This window comes from Mycolicibacterium gadium, from assembly GCF_010728925.1.
Lineage (GTDB): Bacteria > Actinomycetota > Actinomycetes > Mycobacteriales > Mycobacteriaceae > Mycobacterium > Mycobacterium gadium.
Map to the genome: position 1 here is coordinate 1,303,486 of NZ_AP022608.1, position 12,850 is coordinate 1,316,335.

General features: G+C 66.4%; 17 protein-coding genes. 5 read left to right on the forward strand and 12 right to left on the reverse strand.

The window, feature by feature from the left end; genetic code table 11:
- Nucleotides 1–10 precede the first annotated feature (10 nt).
- Entirely contained in the window at nucleotides 11–652 is a 642-nt protein-coding gene (locus G6N36_RS06340; RefSeq protein ID WP_163685721.1) for a TetR/AcrR family transcriptional regulator, read from the reverse strand.
- A 92-nt stretch (nucleotides 653–744) separates the two neighbouring features.
- Between G6N36_RS06340 and G6N36_RS06345 the strand changes: the two genes are divergently transcribed.
- On the forward strand, nucleotides 745–2,568 hold the full coding sequence (locus G6N36_RS06345) for a bifunctional sugar phosphate isomerase/epimerase/4-hydroxyphenylpyruvate dioxygenase family protein (protein WP_163685722.1): 1,824 nt from the start codon (nucleotides 745–747) through the stop codon (nucleotides 2,566–2,568).
- Here G6N36_RS06345 and aroQ read toward each other — a convergent pair.
- Genes aroQ through aroC form a run of 4 tightly spaced genes read right to left on the reverse strand, consistent with a single transcriptional unit; the run spans nucleotide 2,555 to nucleotide 5,955 of the window.
- The gene (gene aroQ, locus G6N36_RS06350) at nucleotides 2,555–3,016 is read right to left on the reverse strand and encodes a type II 3-dehydroquinate dehydratase (RefSeq protein ID WP_235689978.1); all 462 of its coding nucleotides are present in this window, start codon (nucleotides 3,014–3,016) and stop codon (nucleotides 2,555–2,557) included. The genes G6N36_RS06345 and aroQ overlap by 14 nt on opposite strands.
- On the reverse strand, nucleotides 3,013–4,101 hold the full coding sequence (gene aroB, locus G6N36_RS06355; RefSeq protein WP_163685723.1) for a 3-dehydroquinate synthase: 1,089 nt from the start codon (nucleotides 4,099–4,101) through the stop codon (nucleotides 3,013–3,015). Before aroB ends, aroQ begins: the two co-directional genes overlap by 4 nt.
- Nucleotides 4,094–4,741 carry a shikimate kinase gene (locus tag G6N36_RS06360; RefSeq protein WP_163685724.1) on the reverse strand — a complete coding sequence of 216 codons (648 nt, stop codon included), beginning with the start codon at nucleotides 4,739–4,741 and terminating at the stop codon, nucleotides 4,094–4,096. The genes aroB and G6N36_RS06360 overlap by 8 nt, the downstream gene beginning before the upstream one ends.
- Complete coding sequence (gene aroC / locus G6N36_RS06365; protein WP_163685725.1) at nucleotides 4,741–5,955, reverse strand: chorismate synthase; 1,215 nt, start codon at nucleotides 5,953–5,955, stop codon at nucleotides 4,741–4,743. Before aroC ends, G6N36_RS06360 begins: the two co-directional genes overlap by 1 nt.
- A 130-nt stretch (nucleotides 5,956–6,085) precedes the next feature.
- Here aroC and G6N36_RS06370 point away from each other — a divergent pair, with 130 nt between their 5' ends.
- The 4 genes from G6N36_RS06370 to G6N36_RS06385 are packed head-to-tail and all read left to right on the forward strand — an operon-like array spanning nucleotide 6,086 to nucleotide 8,233.
- The gene (locus tag G6N36_RS06370) at nucleotides 6,086–6,598 is read left to right on the forward strand and encodes a DUF1097 domain-containing protein (protein ID WP_163685726.1); all 513 of its coding nucleotides are present in this window, start codon (nucleotides 6,086–6,088) and stop codon (nucleotides 6,596–6,598) included.
- The gene (nthB, locus tag G6N36_RS06375) at nucleotides 6,595–7,332 is read left to right on the forward strand and encodes a nitrile hydratase subunit beta (protein WP_163685727.1); all 738 of its coding nucleotides are present in this window, start codon (nucleotides 6,595–6,597) and stop codon (nucleotides 7,330–7,332) included. The genes G6N36_RS06370 and nthB overlap by 4 nt, the downstream gene beginning before the upstream one ends.
- Complete coding sequence (gene nthA, locus G6N36_RS06380; RefSeq protein ID WP_163685728.1) at nucleotides 7,329–7,949, forward strand: nitrile hydratase subunit alpha; 621 nt, start codon at nucleotides 7,329–7,331, stop codon at nucleotides 7,947–7,949. Before nthB ends, nthA begins: the two co-directional genes overlap by 4 nt.
- The gene (locus G6N36_RS06385) at nucleotides 7,946–8,233 is read left to right on the forward strand and encodes a nitrile hydratase accessory protein (protein ID WP_163685729.1); all 288 of its coding nucleotides are present in this window, start codon (nucleotides 7,946–7,948) and stop codon (nucleotides 8,231–8,233) included. The genes nthA and G6N36_RS06385 overlap by 4 nt, the downstream gene beginning before the upstream one ends.
- Here G6N36_RS06385 and G6N36_RS06390 read toward each other — a convergent pair.
- From G6N36_RS06390 to ruvX, 7 genes are read right to left on the reverse strand one after another with little or no spacing between them, the layout of a single operon-like run.
- The gene (locus tag G6N36_RS06390; protein ID WP_163685730.1) at nucleotides 8,230–8,832 is read right to left on the reverse strand and encodes a TetR/AcrR family transcriptional regulator; all 603 of its coding nucleotides are present in this window, start codon (nucleotides 8,830–8,832) and stop codon (nucleotides 8,230–8,232) included. The two genes, G6N36_RS06385 and G6N36_RS06390, sit on opposite strands and share 4 nt — an antisense overlap.
- 30 nt (nucleotides 8,833–8,862) lie before the next feature.
- Nucleotides 8,863–9,354: a DUF3237 domain-containing protein gene (locus G6N36_RS06395; protein ID WP_163685731.1), complete on the reverse strand. Its 492-nt coding sequence runs from the start codon at nucleotides 9,352–9,354 to the stop codon at nucleotides 8,863–8,865.
- Nucleotides 9,351–9,731 (reverse strand): nuclear transport factor 2 family protein, encoded by a 381-nt coding sequence (locus G6N36_RS06400; protein ID WP_235689979.1) that lies wholly within the window; start codon nucleotides 9,729–9,731, stop codon nucleotides 9,351–9,353. Before G6N36_RS06400 ends, G6N36_RS06395 begins: the two co-directional genes overlap by 4 nt.
- A 52-nt stretch (nucleotides 9,732–9,783) precedes the next feature.
- Nucleotides 9,784–10,215 carry a prepilin peptidase gene (locus tag G6N36_RS06405; protein ID WP_163685732.1) on the reverse strand — a complete coding sequence of 144 codons (432 nt, stop codon included), beginning with the start codon at nucleotides 10,213–10,215 and terminating at the stop codon, nucleotides 9,784–9,786.
- A 15-nt stretch (nucleotides 10,216–10,230) separates the two neighbouring features.
- Nucleotides 10,231–11,040 carry a shikimate dehydrogenase gene (locus G6N36_RS06410; protein WP_163685733.1) on the reverse strand — a complete coding sequence of 270 codons (810 nt, stop codon included), beginning with the start codon at nucleotides 11,038–11,040 and terminating at the stop codon, nucleotides 10,231–10,233.
- Between the two features lie 6 nt (nucleotides 11,041–11,046).
- Nucleotides 11,047–12,318: an endolytic transglycosylase MltG gene (locus G6N36_RS06415; RefSeq protein WP_163685734.1), complete on the reverse strand. Its 1,272-nt coding sequence runs from the start codon at nucleotides 12,316–12,318 to the stop codon at nucleotides 11,047–11,049.
- Nucleotides 12,311–12,850 carry a Holliday junction resolvase RuvX gene (gene ruvX / locus G6N36_RS06420; RefSeq protein WP_163685735.1) on the reverse strand — a complete coding sequence of 180 codons (540 nt, stop codon included), beginning with the start codon at nucleotides 12,848–12,850 and terminating at the stop codon, nucleotides 12,311–12,313. Before ruvX ends, G6N36_RS06415 begins: the two co-directional genes overlap by 8 nt.

Genomic DNA, 12,850 nt, shown 5'->3' on the forward strand with positions numbered 1-12,850 from the left:
AGCGCGCGGATCAGCGAGCGGTCAGCCAGCCGACGACGACGTCGCCGATCATGCGTCGCAGATGCGCACGCTGCGCGACCTCGGTGAAGTCGACGTCGAAGAGGAACCCGAACGTGTAGCGGTTGGCGACTTGAAAGACGCAATACGCGCTGATGACCAGATGGACGTCGAGGGCGTCCACGTCTTCGCGGAAGACGCCCTGTGCGTGGCCCCTGGCCAGGATCTGGTCAAGCAGGGAGGTGGCCGGCTGCGCGAGCGAGCGCAGCGAATCGAGGCGACTGATGAACTGGCCGCGATGAATGTTCTCGATCGACACCAACCGGATAAACGCCTGGTGATCGAGGTGATGATCGAACGTCAGCTCAGCCAGCCTGCGCATCGCCACGACGGGATCCACGTGGTCGACCTGCAGACGTTGCTCGGCTTCACGAATGCCGCGGTAGGCATTCTCCAGCACCGCCATATAGAGCTGTTCTTTGCCGCCGAAGTAGTAGTAGATCATCCGCTTGGTCGTGCGGGTGCGCTCGGCGATGTCGTCCACGCGGGCCCCCGAGTAGCCGGACTCGGCGAACACCTCCGTCGCGACCGCGAGCAACTCCGCACGCGTGCGCTCGGCATCGCGCTGCAGCTCCGGGCGGGACTCGGCGGTCACCTTCGGCAGCTTACTTGTACTCGCGCGCGATTCACCGGAACCTCTTCCATGGTTATTAACTAATTGGTACATTAGGGTCGAATGGAGGCACGATGAAGACGTCCATCGCCACGGTCTCGATCAGCGGCTCGCTCACCGAGAAATTGCATGCCTGCGCGGAGGCCGGATTCGACGGTGTGGAGATCTTCGAACCCGACCTCATCGCCAGCGATCACAGTCCCGAAGAGATCCGGAGTCTGGCCCGGCGCCTGGGCCTGTCGCTCGATCTCTACCAGCCGCTGCGCGACATCGAGGGCGTCGACGAGACGACGTTCGCCGAGAATCTCCGTCGCGCCGAAGCCACCTTCGTCACGGCGCGACGGTTGGGCATCCAGACGGTCCTGGTGTGCAGCAATGTCGCCACCGCCACCGTCGACTCCGACGAGTGCTCCGCGGGCCAACTTCGCCGATTGGGTGACCTGGCGCAGACATTGGACATCAAGGTCGCGTTCGAGGCGCTGGCATGGGGGCGTTTCATCGACGACTACCGACGTGCCTGGCGGGTCGTCGAACTGGCCGATCACCCGGCGGTCGGACTGTGCCTCGACAGCTTCCACGTCCTGTCCCGCGGTCACGACACCTCGGCGATCGAGACCATCCCCGGCCACAAGATCTTCTATCTGCAGCTTGCCGACGCTCCAGCTTTGTCCATGGACGTGCTGTCCTGGAGCCGGCACCACAGGCTTTTTCCCGGCGAGGGCGACTTCGACCTCACGACCTTCGTATCGCGTGTGCTGGCGGCCGGATACGACGGACCGCTCTCGTTGGAGGTCTTCAACGACACGTTCCGCCAGACCGACCCGGACCGGACCGCGGTGCACGCACTCCGCTCGCTGGTATGGCTGCAGGACAAGCTGGCCACGAAGTTGACTGCGGCGGACCACACGCGATTGCGTTCAGTCACAGATGCCAAGCCGCCCAATGGCTTTGACTTCGTCGAGGTGAAAGCCGAGGACACCACCGAGATCGAAGTGCTCCTCGAGCAACTCGGCTTCACCCCACGTGGCCGCCACCGGACCAAACCGGTGTCCCTCTGGGTCGCAGGCGAGGCGCGCGTCATCCTCAACGAGCAGCAGGCGCGGGATCTGGAACCGCAGGTCGCCGCAATCGGCCTCCAGGTGCCCGATGCCGATGCGACCACGCGGCGGGCCGAGGACCTGATGGCCGCGCCGGCCTATCGCCGCACCTATGCCGCCGAACAACCGATGGGCGGCGCCATCGCGCCGGACGGGTCCGAGATCTTCTGGGTCACCGCGCCGCCGACCGGGCTGCCACCGGCGTGGGTCGACGAGTTCGAGAGCGGCATGCCCCCCGACACCGACACGACGGTGCGCGCCATCGACCACGTGAACTTCTCACAACCCTGGCAGACCGCCGACGAGGCGGTGCTCTTCTTGACGAGCATCTTCGGGCTTACCGCCGAGGTGCCGACCGAGGTGGCCGCACCCACCGGGCTGGTGCGCAGCCAAGTCATGCGCACCGTGGACGGCGCGGTTCGATTGCCCCTCAACGTCGCCCCGCAAGTGCTGGACGCTTCCGGCATGCCTCAGCACATCGCCTTCGCATGCTCGGACGTCTTCGCGGTGGCACGCCGCGCCCGTGCGCGCGGGTTGCCGTTCCTGTCGGTTCCCGACAACTACTACGACTATGTCGCGGGCCGTTTCGGCGTGGCAGCCGACGCGGTCGCAGCGCTGCGTGAACTCGACCTGCTTTACGATCGAAGCCCCGACGGCGAGTTCATCCACTTCTATACGCGCACGGTCGGCTCGGTCTTCTTCGAGTTCGTCGAGCGACGCGGCAACTACGACGGTTACGGCAGCGACAATGCCCCCGTCCGGCTCGCCGCCCAGCGGGCAGGACGCTTCAGCTCGCGGTAGCGATATACCGAAGCGCCATCACGTAACCCTGAACACCCAATCCGACGATCACACCGGTCGCCACAGCGCTGATGTAGGAGTGGTGCCGGAACTCTTCGCGGGTATGCACGTTGGTGATGTGTACTTCGATCAAGGGCCCCCGCAACTCGGCGCAGGCGTCGCGTAGAGCGATCGAGGTGTGCGTCAATGCGCCAGCATTGAGGATGACCGGATCCCCGGCATCGGCCGCCGCGTGGATCAAACTGAGCAGCTCTGACTCGGAGTCGCTCTGCCGGACAACCGCATTCATACCGAGATTCTCGGCTTCGCCTTGAATCAGCGCGACCAACTCATCGTGGGTCGTGCTGCCGTACTTCTCTGGCTCGCGCTTGCCGAGTCGACCCAGATTGGGCCCGTTGAGCACAAGCACGGTCTTCGCCGGCGGCGGCGTCGCCTGTGTTTCGCTCACTGCTGCTCCCCCTTTCCGATCACCGAGTACGCGGCCGCGAGGAGCGACGGATCCGGCCCCTCGAGGCGACCCGGCTTGCCAAGTCCGTCGAGCACGACGAAACGCAACACACCGGCGCGGGTCTTTTTGTCACCTGCCATGTATTCCAGCAGCTGAGGCAGCGCATCGGGGTCATATTCGACGGGTAGACCCAGCGCCGTCAGGACGGTCTTGTGCCGGTCGGCGGTGTCGTCGTCCAGGCGGCCGGCCAGCCGGCCCAGCTCGGCGGCGAACACGAGACCCACCGATACCGCTGCGCCATGGCGCCATTCGTAACGCTCGCGTCGCTCGATGGCGTGGGCGAGCGTATGACCGTAGTTGAGGATCTCGCGCAGCTGCGATTCCTTCTCGTCGGCCGCGACGACCTCGGCCTTGACGGCAACCGCACGCCGGATCAGCTCGGGCAGCACGGTGCCGCTCGGATCGACCGCGGCCTCGGGATCGGCCTCGATCAGATCGAGAATGACCGGGTCCGCAATGAAACCCGCTTTGACGATCTCGGCCATTCCAGCGACGAGTTCGTTGCGCGGCAACGTTTCCAGCGTCGCGATGTCGACGATCACCGCGGCGGGCTGATGGAAGGCACCGACGAGGTTCTTGCCGGCATCGGTGTTGATACCGGTCTTGCCGCCGACCGCGGCGTCGACCATGCCGAGCAGGGTTGTGGGCACGTGCACGATGTCGATGCCGCGTAACCACGTCGCGGCGGCGAAGCCGGCGACGTCGGTGGCCGCTCCCCCACCGAGGCTGACGATTGCGTCCTTGCGGCCGACGCCGATGCGACCCAGCACTTCCCAGATGAACCCGAGAACCGGCAGGTCCTTGCCCTTCTCAGCGTCGGGAATCTCGATCCGATGTGCGTCGATTCCATTGTCCGCCAGAGTTTTTCGGATGACCTCCGCGGTCTGCGCGAGTGTCGGCTGGTGCATGATGGCCACCTTGTGCCGTCCAGCCAGGGTGCGCTCCAGCTCGCCGAGCAGCCCGGTCCCGATGATCACGGGATACGGCGGATCGACGTGCACGTCGACGGTTACCGGTTCACTCATGGGGACCCGCAGCTCTCTTGGCCGCCAGTTCCGCGGGCGACGGGGGCGCCTCGGTTGTCGGGGCCGGTGTCAGCGTCGTGGGACTGCGACGCCATGGTGGACGACGCCGACGCCGGTGCTGGCGCGACGTCTCGGAATTCTCCAGCCGCTCCACGATGTAGCGCACGACCGCGCCCGGGTTGCGACGGTTGGTGTTGACCCGCATGGTGGCGACCCGTCGATAGAGCGGGACGCGCTGCTGCATAAGCGCTTTGAACTTCTCACCACGGTCTCCACCGGCCAACAGCGGCCGCACCGTGGGGCCGTTGGTGCGGCGCACTCCCTCCGCGGCGTTGATCTCCAGATAGATGACCGTATGACCGGCCAGCGCGTCGCGCACCCCGGCGGTGGTGACCGCGCCGCCCCCAAGGGACAGCACGCCGTCGTGGGTTTGCAGTGCCGACCGAATCACGTCCTCTTCGATGCGACGGAACTCGGCCTCGCCGTCGGTGGCGAAGATGTCGGCGATGGTGCGGCCGGTGGTCTCCTCGATGGCGACGTCGGTGTCCAGCAGCGCGAGACCGAGCGCCTTGGCCAGCCGACGGCCGATTGTCGACTTGCCCGACCCCGGCAGCCCGACCAGCACCGCTCTAGGAGCCATCAGCCCGACGCCTGAACCGGCTGCGAGGCAGGCTCCCGCTCGGCGACGGCGCGCAGGTAGCTCTCGACGTTGGTGCGCGTCTCCGACAGCGAGTCGCCACCGAACTTCTCCAGCGTCGCCCGTGCCAACACCAGCGCCACCATCGTCTCGACGACGACACCGGCCGCGGGCACCGCGCACACGTCGGAACGCTGGTGGATGGCGACGGCCTCGTCACCGGTGGCCATGTCGACGGTGGCCAGCGCGCGCGGCACGGTCGAGATCGGCTTCATCGCGGCTCGCACCCGCAGCGGCTGCCCGTTCGTCATCCCGCCTTCGAGGCCGCCGGCCCGATTGGTCGAGCGCATCACCCCGTCAGCGCCGGGGTACATCTCGTCGTGGGCGACACTGCCGCGGCGACGCGCGGTCTCGAAGCCGTCGCCGATCTCCACACCCTTGATTGCCTGGATGCCCATGACCGCGCCGGCCAGCTGGCTGTCGAGGCGGTTGTCACCGCTGGTGAAGGAGCCCAGGCCGACGGGCAGCCCGTGGACGACCACCTCGACGATTCCCCCGAGTGTGTCACCGTCCTTCTTGGCCGCCTCGATCTCGGCGATCATCGACTCCGCAGCCGCTTGGTCGAACGCACGCACGGGGCTCTCGTCGACGGCCGCCAGGTCCGAGAACTGCGGCGGTGGCCCGTCATACGGCTTGGAGGCGCCGATCGAGATGACGTGCGACAGCACCTCGACGCCGACCGTCTCGCGCAGCAGTGCCCTCGCGATCGTGCCGGCGGCCACCCGGGCGGCCGTCTCGCGCGCACTGGCCCGCTCCAGGACAGGCCGGGCGTCGTCGAAGCCGTACTTGAGCATGCCCGCGTAGTCGGCGTGGCCGGGCCGCGGCCGGGTCAGCGGGGCGTTGCGGGCGCTGTCCTGCTGAAGCAAGGACTCGTCGACCGGATCGGCCGCCATCACGGTTTCCCACTTGGGCCATTCGGTGTTGCCGATCTCGACCGCGATCGGACCGCCGAGCGTGACGCCGTGCCGCACCCCGGCGAGCATTGTGACCTGGTCTTTTTCGAACTTCATCCGAGCGCCGCGGCCGTAGCCCAGCCGCCGCCTGGCCAGCTGGCCCGCGATGTCGTCGGAGGTCACGTGGATGCCGGCGATCATGCCTTCGACGACGGCCACCAGAGCGCGGCCGTGGGATTCACCAGCTGTAGTCCATCGCAACACGCGTCCCATCTTCCCATAGCTCGCTACTAGCGATTTCGGTGCGGATACGGTCGCTGAGCGGGCGTATCCGCACCGAAATCGCAACGCGGGTGTCACGGCAGGGAAACAGCGCCGCGCGAATCTACTTTTCATGGATTCAAGATCCGCGTTGACGCTGAGCATCGGGGTGCTCGGCGGGCTGGCGGTGGCCCTGACCGCCGAGGTCATCACCGTCCCGATTTGGGTGGTTTTCCTGACGTGGGCGTCGTTCTTCTTCGTCGGCGGCGGAGTCACCGGATGGGTGCGATCGCTGTCGAGCAACCTCGTCGGGGTGCTGATCGCGTCGGCCAGCCTGTACGCCGCCCACCTGATGGGCGGCGGCCTCTGGATGACCGCGCTTGCCGTCGGCGTCGGCAGCGCGGTGATGGTCCAAGCGTCATGGGTGCCCCTGTTGTCGACGACGCCGGCGGTCGTCGTCGGGTTCGCGAGCACCGTGTCGACGGTCGCGGGAACCGGCAACACGATCACCGTGACATCCATCTCGCATCCGGGGCTGGTCGCGGCCATGGCGTGCCTACTCGGTGCATCGTTCGGGCTGCTGTCCGAATACGTCGCGAATGTCCTCACCCGTGCACCCGCGAAGGAAGGCAGCCCGGCGCAATGAAACTCCAGCACTATCTCGGCGGTCTCGAAGGACTCCCCGAACCGCTGAATCTCGAGAAGCGCGTGTTCGTCGAGGACTGGGAGCAACGGATCTTCGGTATTCACGTCGCGATGATGGGGTTGTCCAATCATCTCGGGGCAGCTTTGCCGCAGTATCCGATCGACGACGTGCCGACTTCGTTCAAAGACGAGTGGACGTGGGCGAGCCTACGTACCGGCGGGGAAGCGATGAACCCGTTCGATTATTTCAAGTTCCGCTATTACGAGAAGTGGCTGGGCGGTATCACCCAGTTCTTCATCGACCAGGGCTACGTCACTGAGGACGAGTTGTCCTCGCGGCAAGCCGAATTGGCGGCCGAACAGGCGCCGTCCGCGCCGGAGCCGGAAGCCGCGATCGACGATCAGGTGGTCGACTATCTGCGCAAGGGCGATAGCCCGCGCCGTGACGTCGCCCATCCCAAGTTCGCCGTCGGTGACCGCGTCCGGATCACCAATGTGCCCGCCGCCGCCCACACCCGCTTACCTGGCTATCTACGGAAACGCGAGGGCACGATCGAGCGGATATTCGAAGGCGACTACGGCTATTTCGTCCACACCGGGGACGGCATCGGTGATCCGATGCCCATCTACATCGTCGCGTTCAGCCCCGACGAACTCTTCGGCGAACGCGCCGAACCCGGAGCGCTGACCATCTACGCGGAGCTGTTCGAGGCATACCTGGAAGGAGTCCAATGAGCGACCAGTTCGCTTACCCCCCAGACCGCGAGGCCGCCAGCGCCGCCAAAGTCGCTGCGCTGGAATCCCTTCTGATCGAGAAGGGCGTGATCACCGGGCAGACCGTCGACAAAGTGCTTTCCTACTTCGAGTCGGAGATGACGCCGCTCAACGGGCGCAAGATCGTGGTGAAGGCCTGGACGGATCCCGACTTCGCCGCCCGCGTCGTCGTCGACACCCCCTCCGCGATCGCCGAACTGGACCTGCCCGAGGGCATGGCGGGCGCCGAGGGTGAGCACTTGCAGGCCGTCGCGAACACTCCCGGAATCCACAACCTCATCATCTGCACACTCTGCTCGTGCTTCCCCTGGCCGGTGCTCGGGCTGCCGCCGTACTGGTACAAGGATCCGGTGTTCCGGTCCCGGGCCGCACGCGAGCCGCGCAAAGTGCTCGGCGAGATCGGCGTCGACCTGCCCGCCGACACCGAGATCAAGGTGTGGGACAGCAGCGGGCACTCACGGTGGTTTGTCATTCCCCAACGCCCCTCGGGCACCGAAGATTTCACCGATGAGATGTTGATGGACCTCGTGACCACGGAATCCATGATGGGCGTGGCGCTGGCGGGCCCGGTGTCATGACGCTGCACGAGACGTGCACGACCGACCAGGCGGCCCCGCAGTTCGAGCACGAGTGGCAGCGGCGCGCCTTCGGGCTGGCGTTGGCGCTCTCGGAGTTCGGTCATTACGATTGGAGTGATTTCCAGCAGAGCCTGATCGAAACGATCGGCCGGTGGGAGAACACACCGGAAAGTGAACGCGGCGACTGGGAGTACTACGACCACTGGGTCACCGCACTGACCAAGGTGGTCGACGACCACCACCTGTTGACCAATCCGATGATCGCGAACGGAGACGACCACTAGGTGATAGCGAGGCTGTCCAGGACGCGACCGATTTCGGCGACGGCCTGACGCTGCGCGGTCTTTTGATCCTCGGCTCGCGCCACGATCATCGCGACCTCACACGTGGCACCGAAGAGGAAGTGGGCGAGTGGGCCCGGCGGTCGCCGTTCGATGCGGCCGGCATCGACGGCACGCGATATCGCGAGCTCCATCAAGTCCAGCAGCGGGGCCTCCAGCCGTCGGATGCCGTCCCAGCCGATCGCCGCGGGCGCATCCAGCAGGACGATGCGCTGTACCGCGGGGTCAAGACACTCCTCGAGGAACGCGGCGCTCGCCGCCCTGAACGCGTCCCACGGATCCTTCTTGCGTGAGTACGCCGCCAAGAGCGGAGCCGTCACGTGTTCGATTTCGCGGCTGAACACGGCTTCGAACAACTGGCGCTTGCCCGCAAAGTGGTGATACACGGCACCTTTCGTCACACCCGCGCGGGCCGCGACCGCGTCAAGGGATATCGCGTCGTAGCCGTCGCGGGCGAACAGTTCGCGGGCGGCGTCGACGAGCGCGGCGGTTGTCGCCTCGGTGCGCTGCGCCTGCGTGCGTCTCGCCGGCCCTCTCGCCACGGGCCGACCATAGTCGAACATCAAGACGGGTCACAGCACCCGATAGATGCGGTAGTCGATGTGGTTGGGAGATAGGACGTTGTATCCCACGGTCACCAGTCCCGACAGCCACCCATAGCGCTCGTCGGCGGTCTCGAACGTCGGCGTGGTTCGCACATACGTCTCGTCGAACCCCAACACGTCACCTGCGGCGAGCCGATCGAGTCCATCCGCGGGCACGTTGATGACTCCGCGCGCCTCGTAGTGGATCAGCACGCCATCATGCGTCTTGAGCGTGGCGCGGACGTCGACGCGTCCGACCCCGTCGCTCCCGACGATCAGCCAGTCTCCCCCGCCTGGCAAGATCTCCCCCCGCAATTTCGGCCCGTCGATGACGCCACCAGTCGTGATGAACGTCATCCTGGTGCCGATATGTGTCGTAATCGGTTGTGCTGGTTGAAGATCAACGTGCATGTCGAAAAGATGCTCAACCGGTAGTGCCTCGATCAACGGCAACTGATCGACCGGCGTCGCGGCGGTCACGGGGCCACCACTTCGAGGGCGGCGTGCAGCTGCGCACCGTCGACGAAGGTGTCCTTGCGCACGACGAGCCCCTCCGGCGACACGTTCACGACGTCGAGGCAGTCGAATCGGACGTCGCCGGATATCAGTGCCCAGTCGAGGATCCAATGGTCCGCGCCGAACAGCACCCGGTAGGTCTCCCACGTGAGATCGGGGAATTGCGCGAAGATTTCGGCGAACGTGCGGCGCACCGCGTCGCGACCGACGACGGGGCCACCACCCATGTGCATCCAGAATTGGGTGTCGGCCGTGTGCAGGGCCACGATCGCATCCGGATCGTGGGCCGCCCACGCGGCGAAGTATCTCTGCGAGATCGCCTCGAGATCGAGCTTCATCATTTGCATACTCGAAGTATGCATTAACCTACCCTGAGTATGCAAGAGCTTTGGGTCACAGCAGGACGAGAGCGGTGGCCGCCGCGGCGGCCGCACACATCGAGGGGCCATGCGGCACAGTCCTTTCCGCGCTCACGATCCGGACGACGACCGCTATACCAGCTGTCAGCAGCGGCGCCGTGACCGCGGCTAGCGACCACACATCGACACCGAATGCACCCGTCAGCGCCCCGATCCCGATCGCTAGCTTGACGTCGCCGGCGCCTATGGCCGCCGGGGCGACCAGATGAATGGCGAGGTAGATCGCGAAAAGCGATACTGCGCCGGCGAGCGCCGGTGCGCCACGCCCTGTTGCCGTAGCCCATATCAGGATCGCGAGGGCGCCGGGTACCGTCAGCCAATTGGGCAGACGTCGCTCGCGAATGTCGAACCAACTGAGCCAGGCAAACCAGGTCAGCACGCAGACGCCAACCGTCCCCGCCCCCATTCATCGAGGCTAGCGTCAGTTCAGGGCGGCCCTCATCGCATCTTTTGGCGCAGGCCGACCGGTGAACTGCTCGACCTGGGCGAACGCCTGATTCAGCAGCATCTGCAGACCGCTGATCACGCGGCCGCCCGCAGCTTCGACTGCAGTGGCCAGCGGTGTGGGCCACGGATCATAGATCGCGTCGAGCAGCACGGGCGCAGGCGCCAGGGTGGGCACATACGGCGCCACCGCGTCCGCGGGCACGGTGTTGACCATGACATCCACGCCGGCCACATGTGCCGCCAGGTCCGCGCCGTCGATCGCGCACCATTGCGCCCCGACACCTGATTTCGTTGCCAGTTCGATGAACGGGGCTGCCCGTTGCTCATTGCGCGCCACCACCGTGATGTGTTGCACACCCAGTGCGGCCAGGCCGACAATCACCGCCGGCGCCGTGCCGCCGGCCCCCAAAACCATCGCCCTGCCCGAAGCCTCACCCAATGCGCCGGTGACACCGTCGATATCGGTGTTGTCGGCGCGCCAGCCGGTAGGTGTCCGCACCAGGGTGTTGGCCGAGCCGACCAAGTCGGCGCGTGCCGTGCGTTCGTCGGCGAATCGGAGGGCGGCGAACTTGCCCGGCATCGTCACCGACACTCCCACCCACTCGGTGCCGAAACCGCCCACCAGGGAGGGTAATTGCTCGGCGGTGCATTCGATCCGCTCGTATGTCCAATCGTGCAGACCCAACGCGCGATACGCGGCGAGATGCAGCTGCGGCGACCGGGAATGCGCAATGGGTGACCCGAGCACCGCGGCCTTACGAGGACCGCTGCCAGCCGACCTCATGTGCGGTCACCGATTGGAGTCAAGGACACCATTGCGCATCGCGAGTTCGATGTTCGCCAGGTGCTGCTGGTAGTCCCGGGTGAACAGGGTGGTGCCCTGCATGTCGATGGTCACGAAGTACAACCAGTCCCCCGGCTCCGGGTTCTCCGCCGCCGCGAGCGCCGGCTGGCCGGGCGAACAGATGGGCGTCGCCGGAAGTCCCGGCCGCACGTAGGTGTTCCACGGCGTCAGCTGGCCGCGGTCGCCGTCGGTGGTGGCCACCTCGATCCTGTCGAGCGGGTAGTTCACCGTGGAGTCGAACTCCAGCGTGCGATTCTCGGCCAGCCGGTTGTAGATGACCCGGGCGACCTTCGCGAAGTCCTCCGGGGTGGCCTCGCGTTGCACCAGCGAGCCGACGGTGAGGATCTGATACGGCGACATGTTCATCGTTTTCGCGGTGTCGAGGATCCCGCCGGCCTCGTACTGCGCCGCGCTCGCGCTGATCAACGTCGACAAGATCTCCTGGGGCTGCGCGGACGGATCGATGTTCCACGAGCCCGGCGCGATCAATCCTTCCAGCCGGCGGTGGTCGGTGCCCATCGCGTTCACCGGGCCGACGGCCCATTCCGGCACCGAAAGCGCCGACGGTTCCGCCGTGCCCGCCATCTCCTCGAGCGCGTCCACGGCGACACAGTTGCGTTGACCGTCGAGGTCGACACACGTCGCCTTGGAGATCAGGCTGAGGATGCCGTCGGTGACGGCGTTGGTCTTGACGTCCCGGACGTCGTCGAGCTGACGCCCTTCCGGGATCACCAGCTTGCCCACCCTGTTCGCCGGATCCGCAAGCCGCTCAACGGCGTTGGCGGCCGGGATCTCGGTACGCACCTTGTAGAAACCGGGCTGGATCGACGAGATCGCGGCATTCCCCTGGGCCGCCTCGACGAAGGTGGCGGAGTTGGCCACCACTTTCTGGTCCTGAAGGGTGTTACCGATCGCAGTCGTGGAATCCCCGTCGTGCACCTGGATCACCACATCGGTGACACCGTCGCCGGTGAAATCGCTACCGGTGCCGAACACGTTGTGCCATAGCTTGGAGCCCAGGAACACCACACCGATGACGACGACGATGAGGATGCCGAGCGCCAATGCACCGGCCAGGCGCCGCTTGCGCCGCCCGCGTGCTTCCCGCAACCGGTCCGCGCGGGTCATTCTGCGCCGTGGCGGGCCAACCGCCATCGGCTCCACCCGTTCCCGGTGCCAGCCGGGCTCGACGCGTTCGCGGCCCCAATCGTCAGACATCTCCGACCTCGTCCCTGATGTCACCGTGTGCCGCCAACGCCGCGCGCCGCTGATCCAGCCAATTCTGCAAAATGCCGACCGCGGCGGCCTGGTCGATCATCTTTCGCTGCCCCTTGGCCCGGACCCCGGCGTCCCGCAATGACCGCTGCGCCGCGACGGTGGTCAGCCGCTCGTCGGCCAGTCGCACCGGCACCGGTGCGATGCGTGCCGCCAGTTGATCTGCGAGGCCGATCGCGTCCTGGGCGGCCGAACCGGACCGGTCGGCGAGGGTGCGCGGCAATCCGACCACCGCTTCGACGGCGTCGAAGTCGTCGACCAACGTCGCCAGCCGTCGCACATGCTTGTCGCTGCCCTTGCGCCTATCCCGTGGCACCGTCTCGACCGGTGTCGCGAGAATCCCGTCCGGATCACTGACCGCCACCCCGATACGGACGCTGCCGGCGTCGATGCCCAGCCGTCGGCCGGGTCCTGGGTCGGGCGGCTGCAGCGTGGGTCCCGGCCGGTCGGGTTGACGGTCGTCGGCGCTCGCCAC

Excerpts from the sequence above, each read along its gene's own strand:
- aroB (WP_163685723.1), bottom strand. The coding sequence starts at position 4,101 with ATGAGTGAACCGGTAACCGTCGACGTGCACGTCGATCCGCCGTATCCC.
- G6N36_RS06410 (WP_163685733.1), bottom strand. The coding sequence starts at position 11,040 with ATGAGGTCGGCTGGCAGCGGTCCTCGTAAGGCCGCGGTGCTCGGGTCA.
- G6N36_RS06415 (WP_163685734.1), bottom strand. The coding sequence starts at position 12,318 with ATGTCTGACGATTGGGGCCGCGAACGCGTCGAGCCCGGCTGGCACCGG.
- nthA (WP_163685728.1), top strand. The coding sequence starts at position 7,329 with ATGAGCGACCAGTTCGCTTACCCCCCAGACCGCGAGGCCGCCAGCGCC.
- G6N36_RS06400 (WP_235689979.1), bottom strand. The coding sequence starts at position 9,731 with ATGATGAAGCTCGATCTCGAGGCGATCTCGCAGAGATACTTCGCCGCG.
- G6N36_RS06370 (WP_163685726.1), top strand. The coding sequence starts at position 6,086 with ATGGATTCAAGATCCGCGTTGACGCTGAGCATCGGGGTGCTCGGCGGG.
- G6N36_RS06405 (WP_163685732.1), bottom strand. The coding sequence starts at position 10,215 with ATGGGGGCGGGGACGGTTGGCGTCTGCGTGCTGACCTGGTTTGCCTGG.
- nthB (WP_163685727.1), top strand. The coding sequence starts at position 6,595 with ATGAAACTCCAGCACTATCTCGGCGGTCTCGAAGGACTCCCCGAACCG.
- G6N36_RS06385 (WP_163685729.1), top strand. The coding sequence starts at position 7,946 with ATGACGCTGCACGAGACGTGCACGACCGACCAGGCGGCCCCGCAGTTC.
- G6N36_RS06360 (WP_163685724.1), bottom strand. The coding sequence starts at position 4,741 with ATGGCTCCTAGAGCGGTGCTGGTCGGGCTGCCGGGGTCGGGCAAGTCG.
- G6N36_RS06345 (WP_163685722.1), top strand. The coding sequence starts at position 745 with ATGAAGACGTCCATCGCCACGGTCTCGATCAGCGGCTCGCTCACCGAG.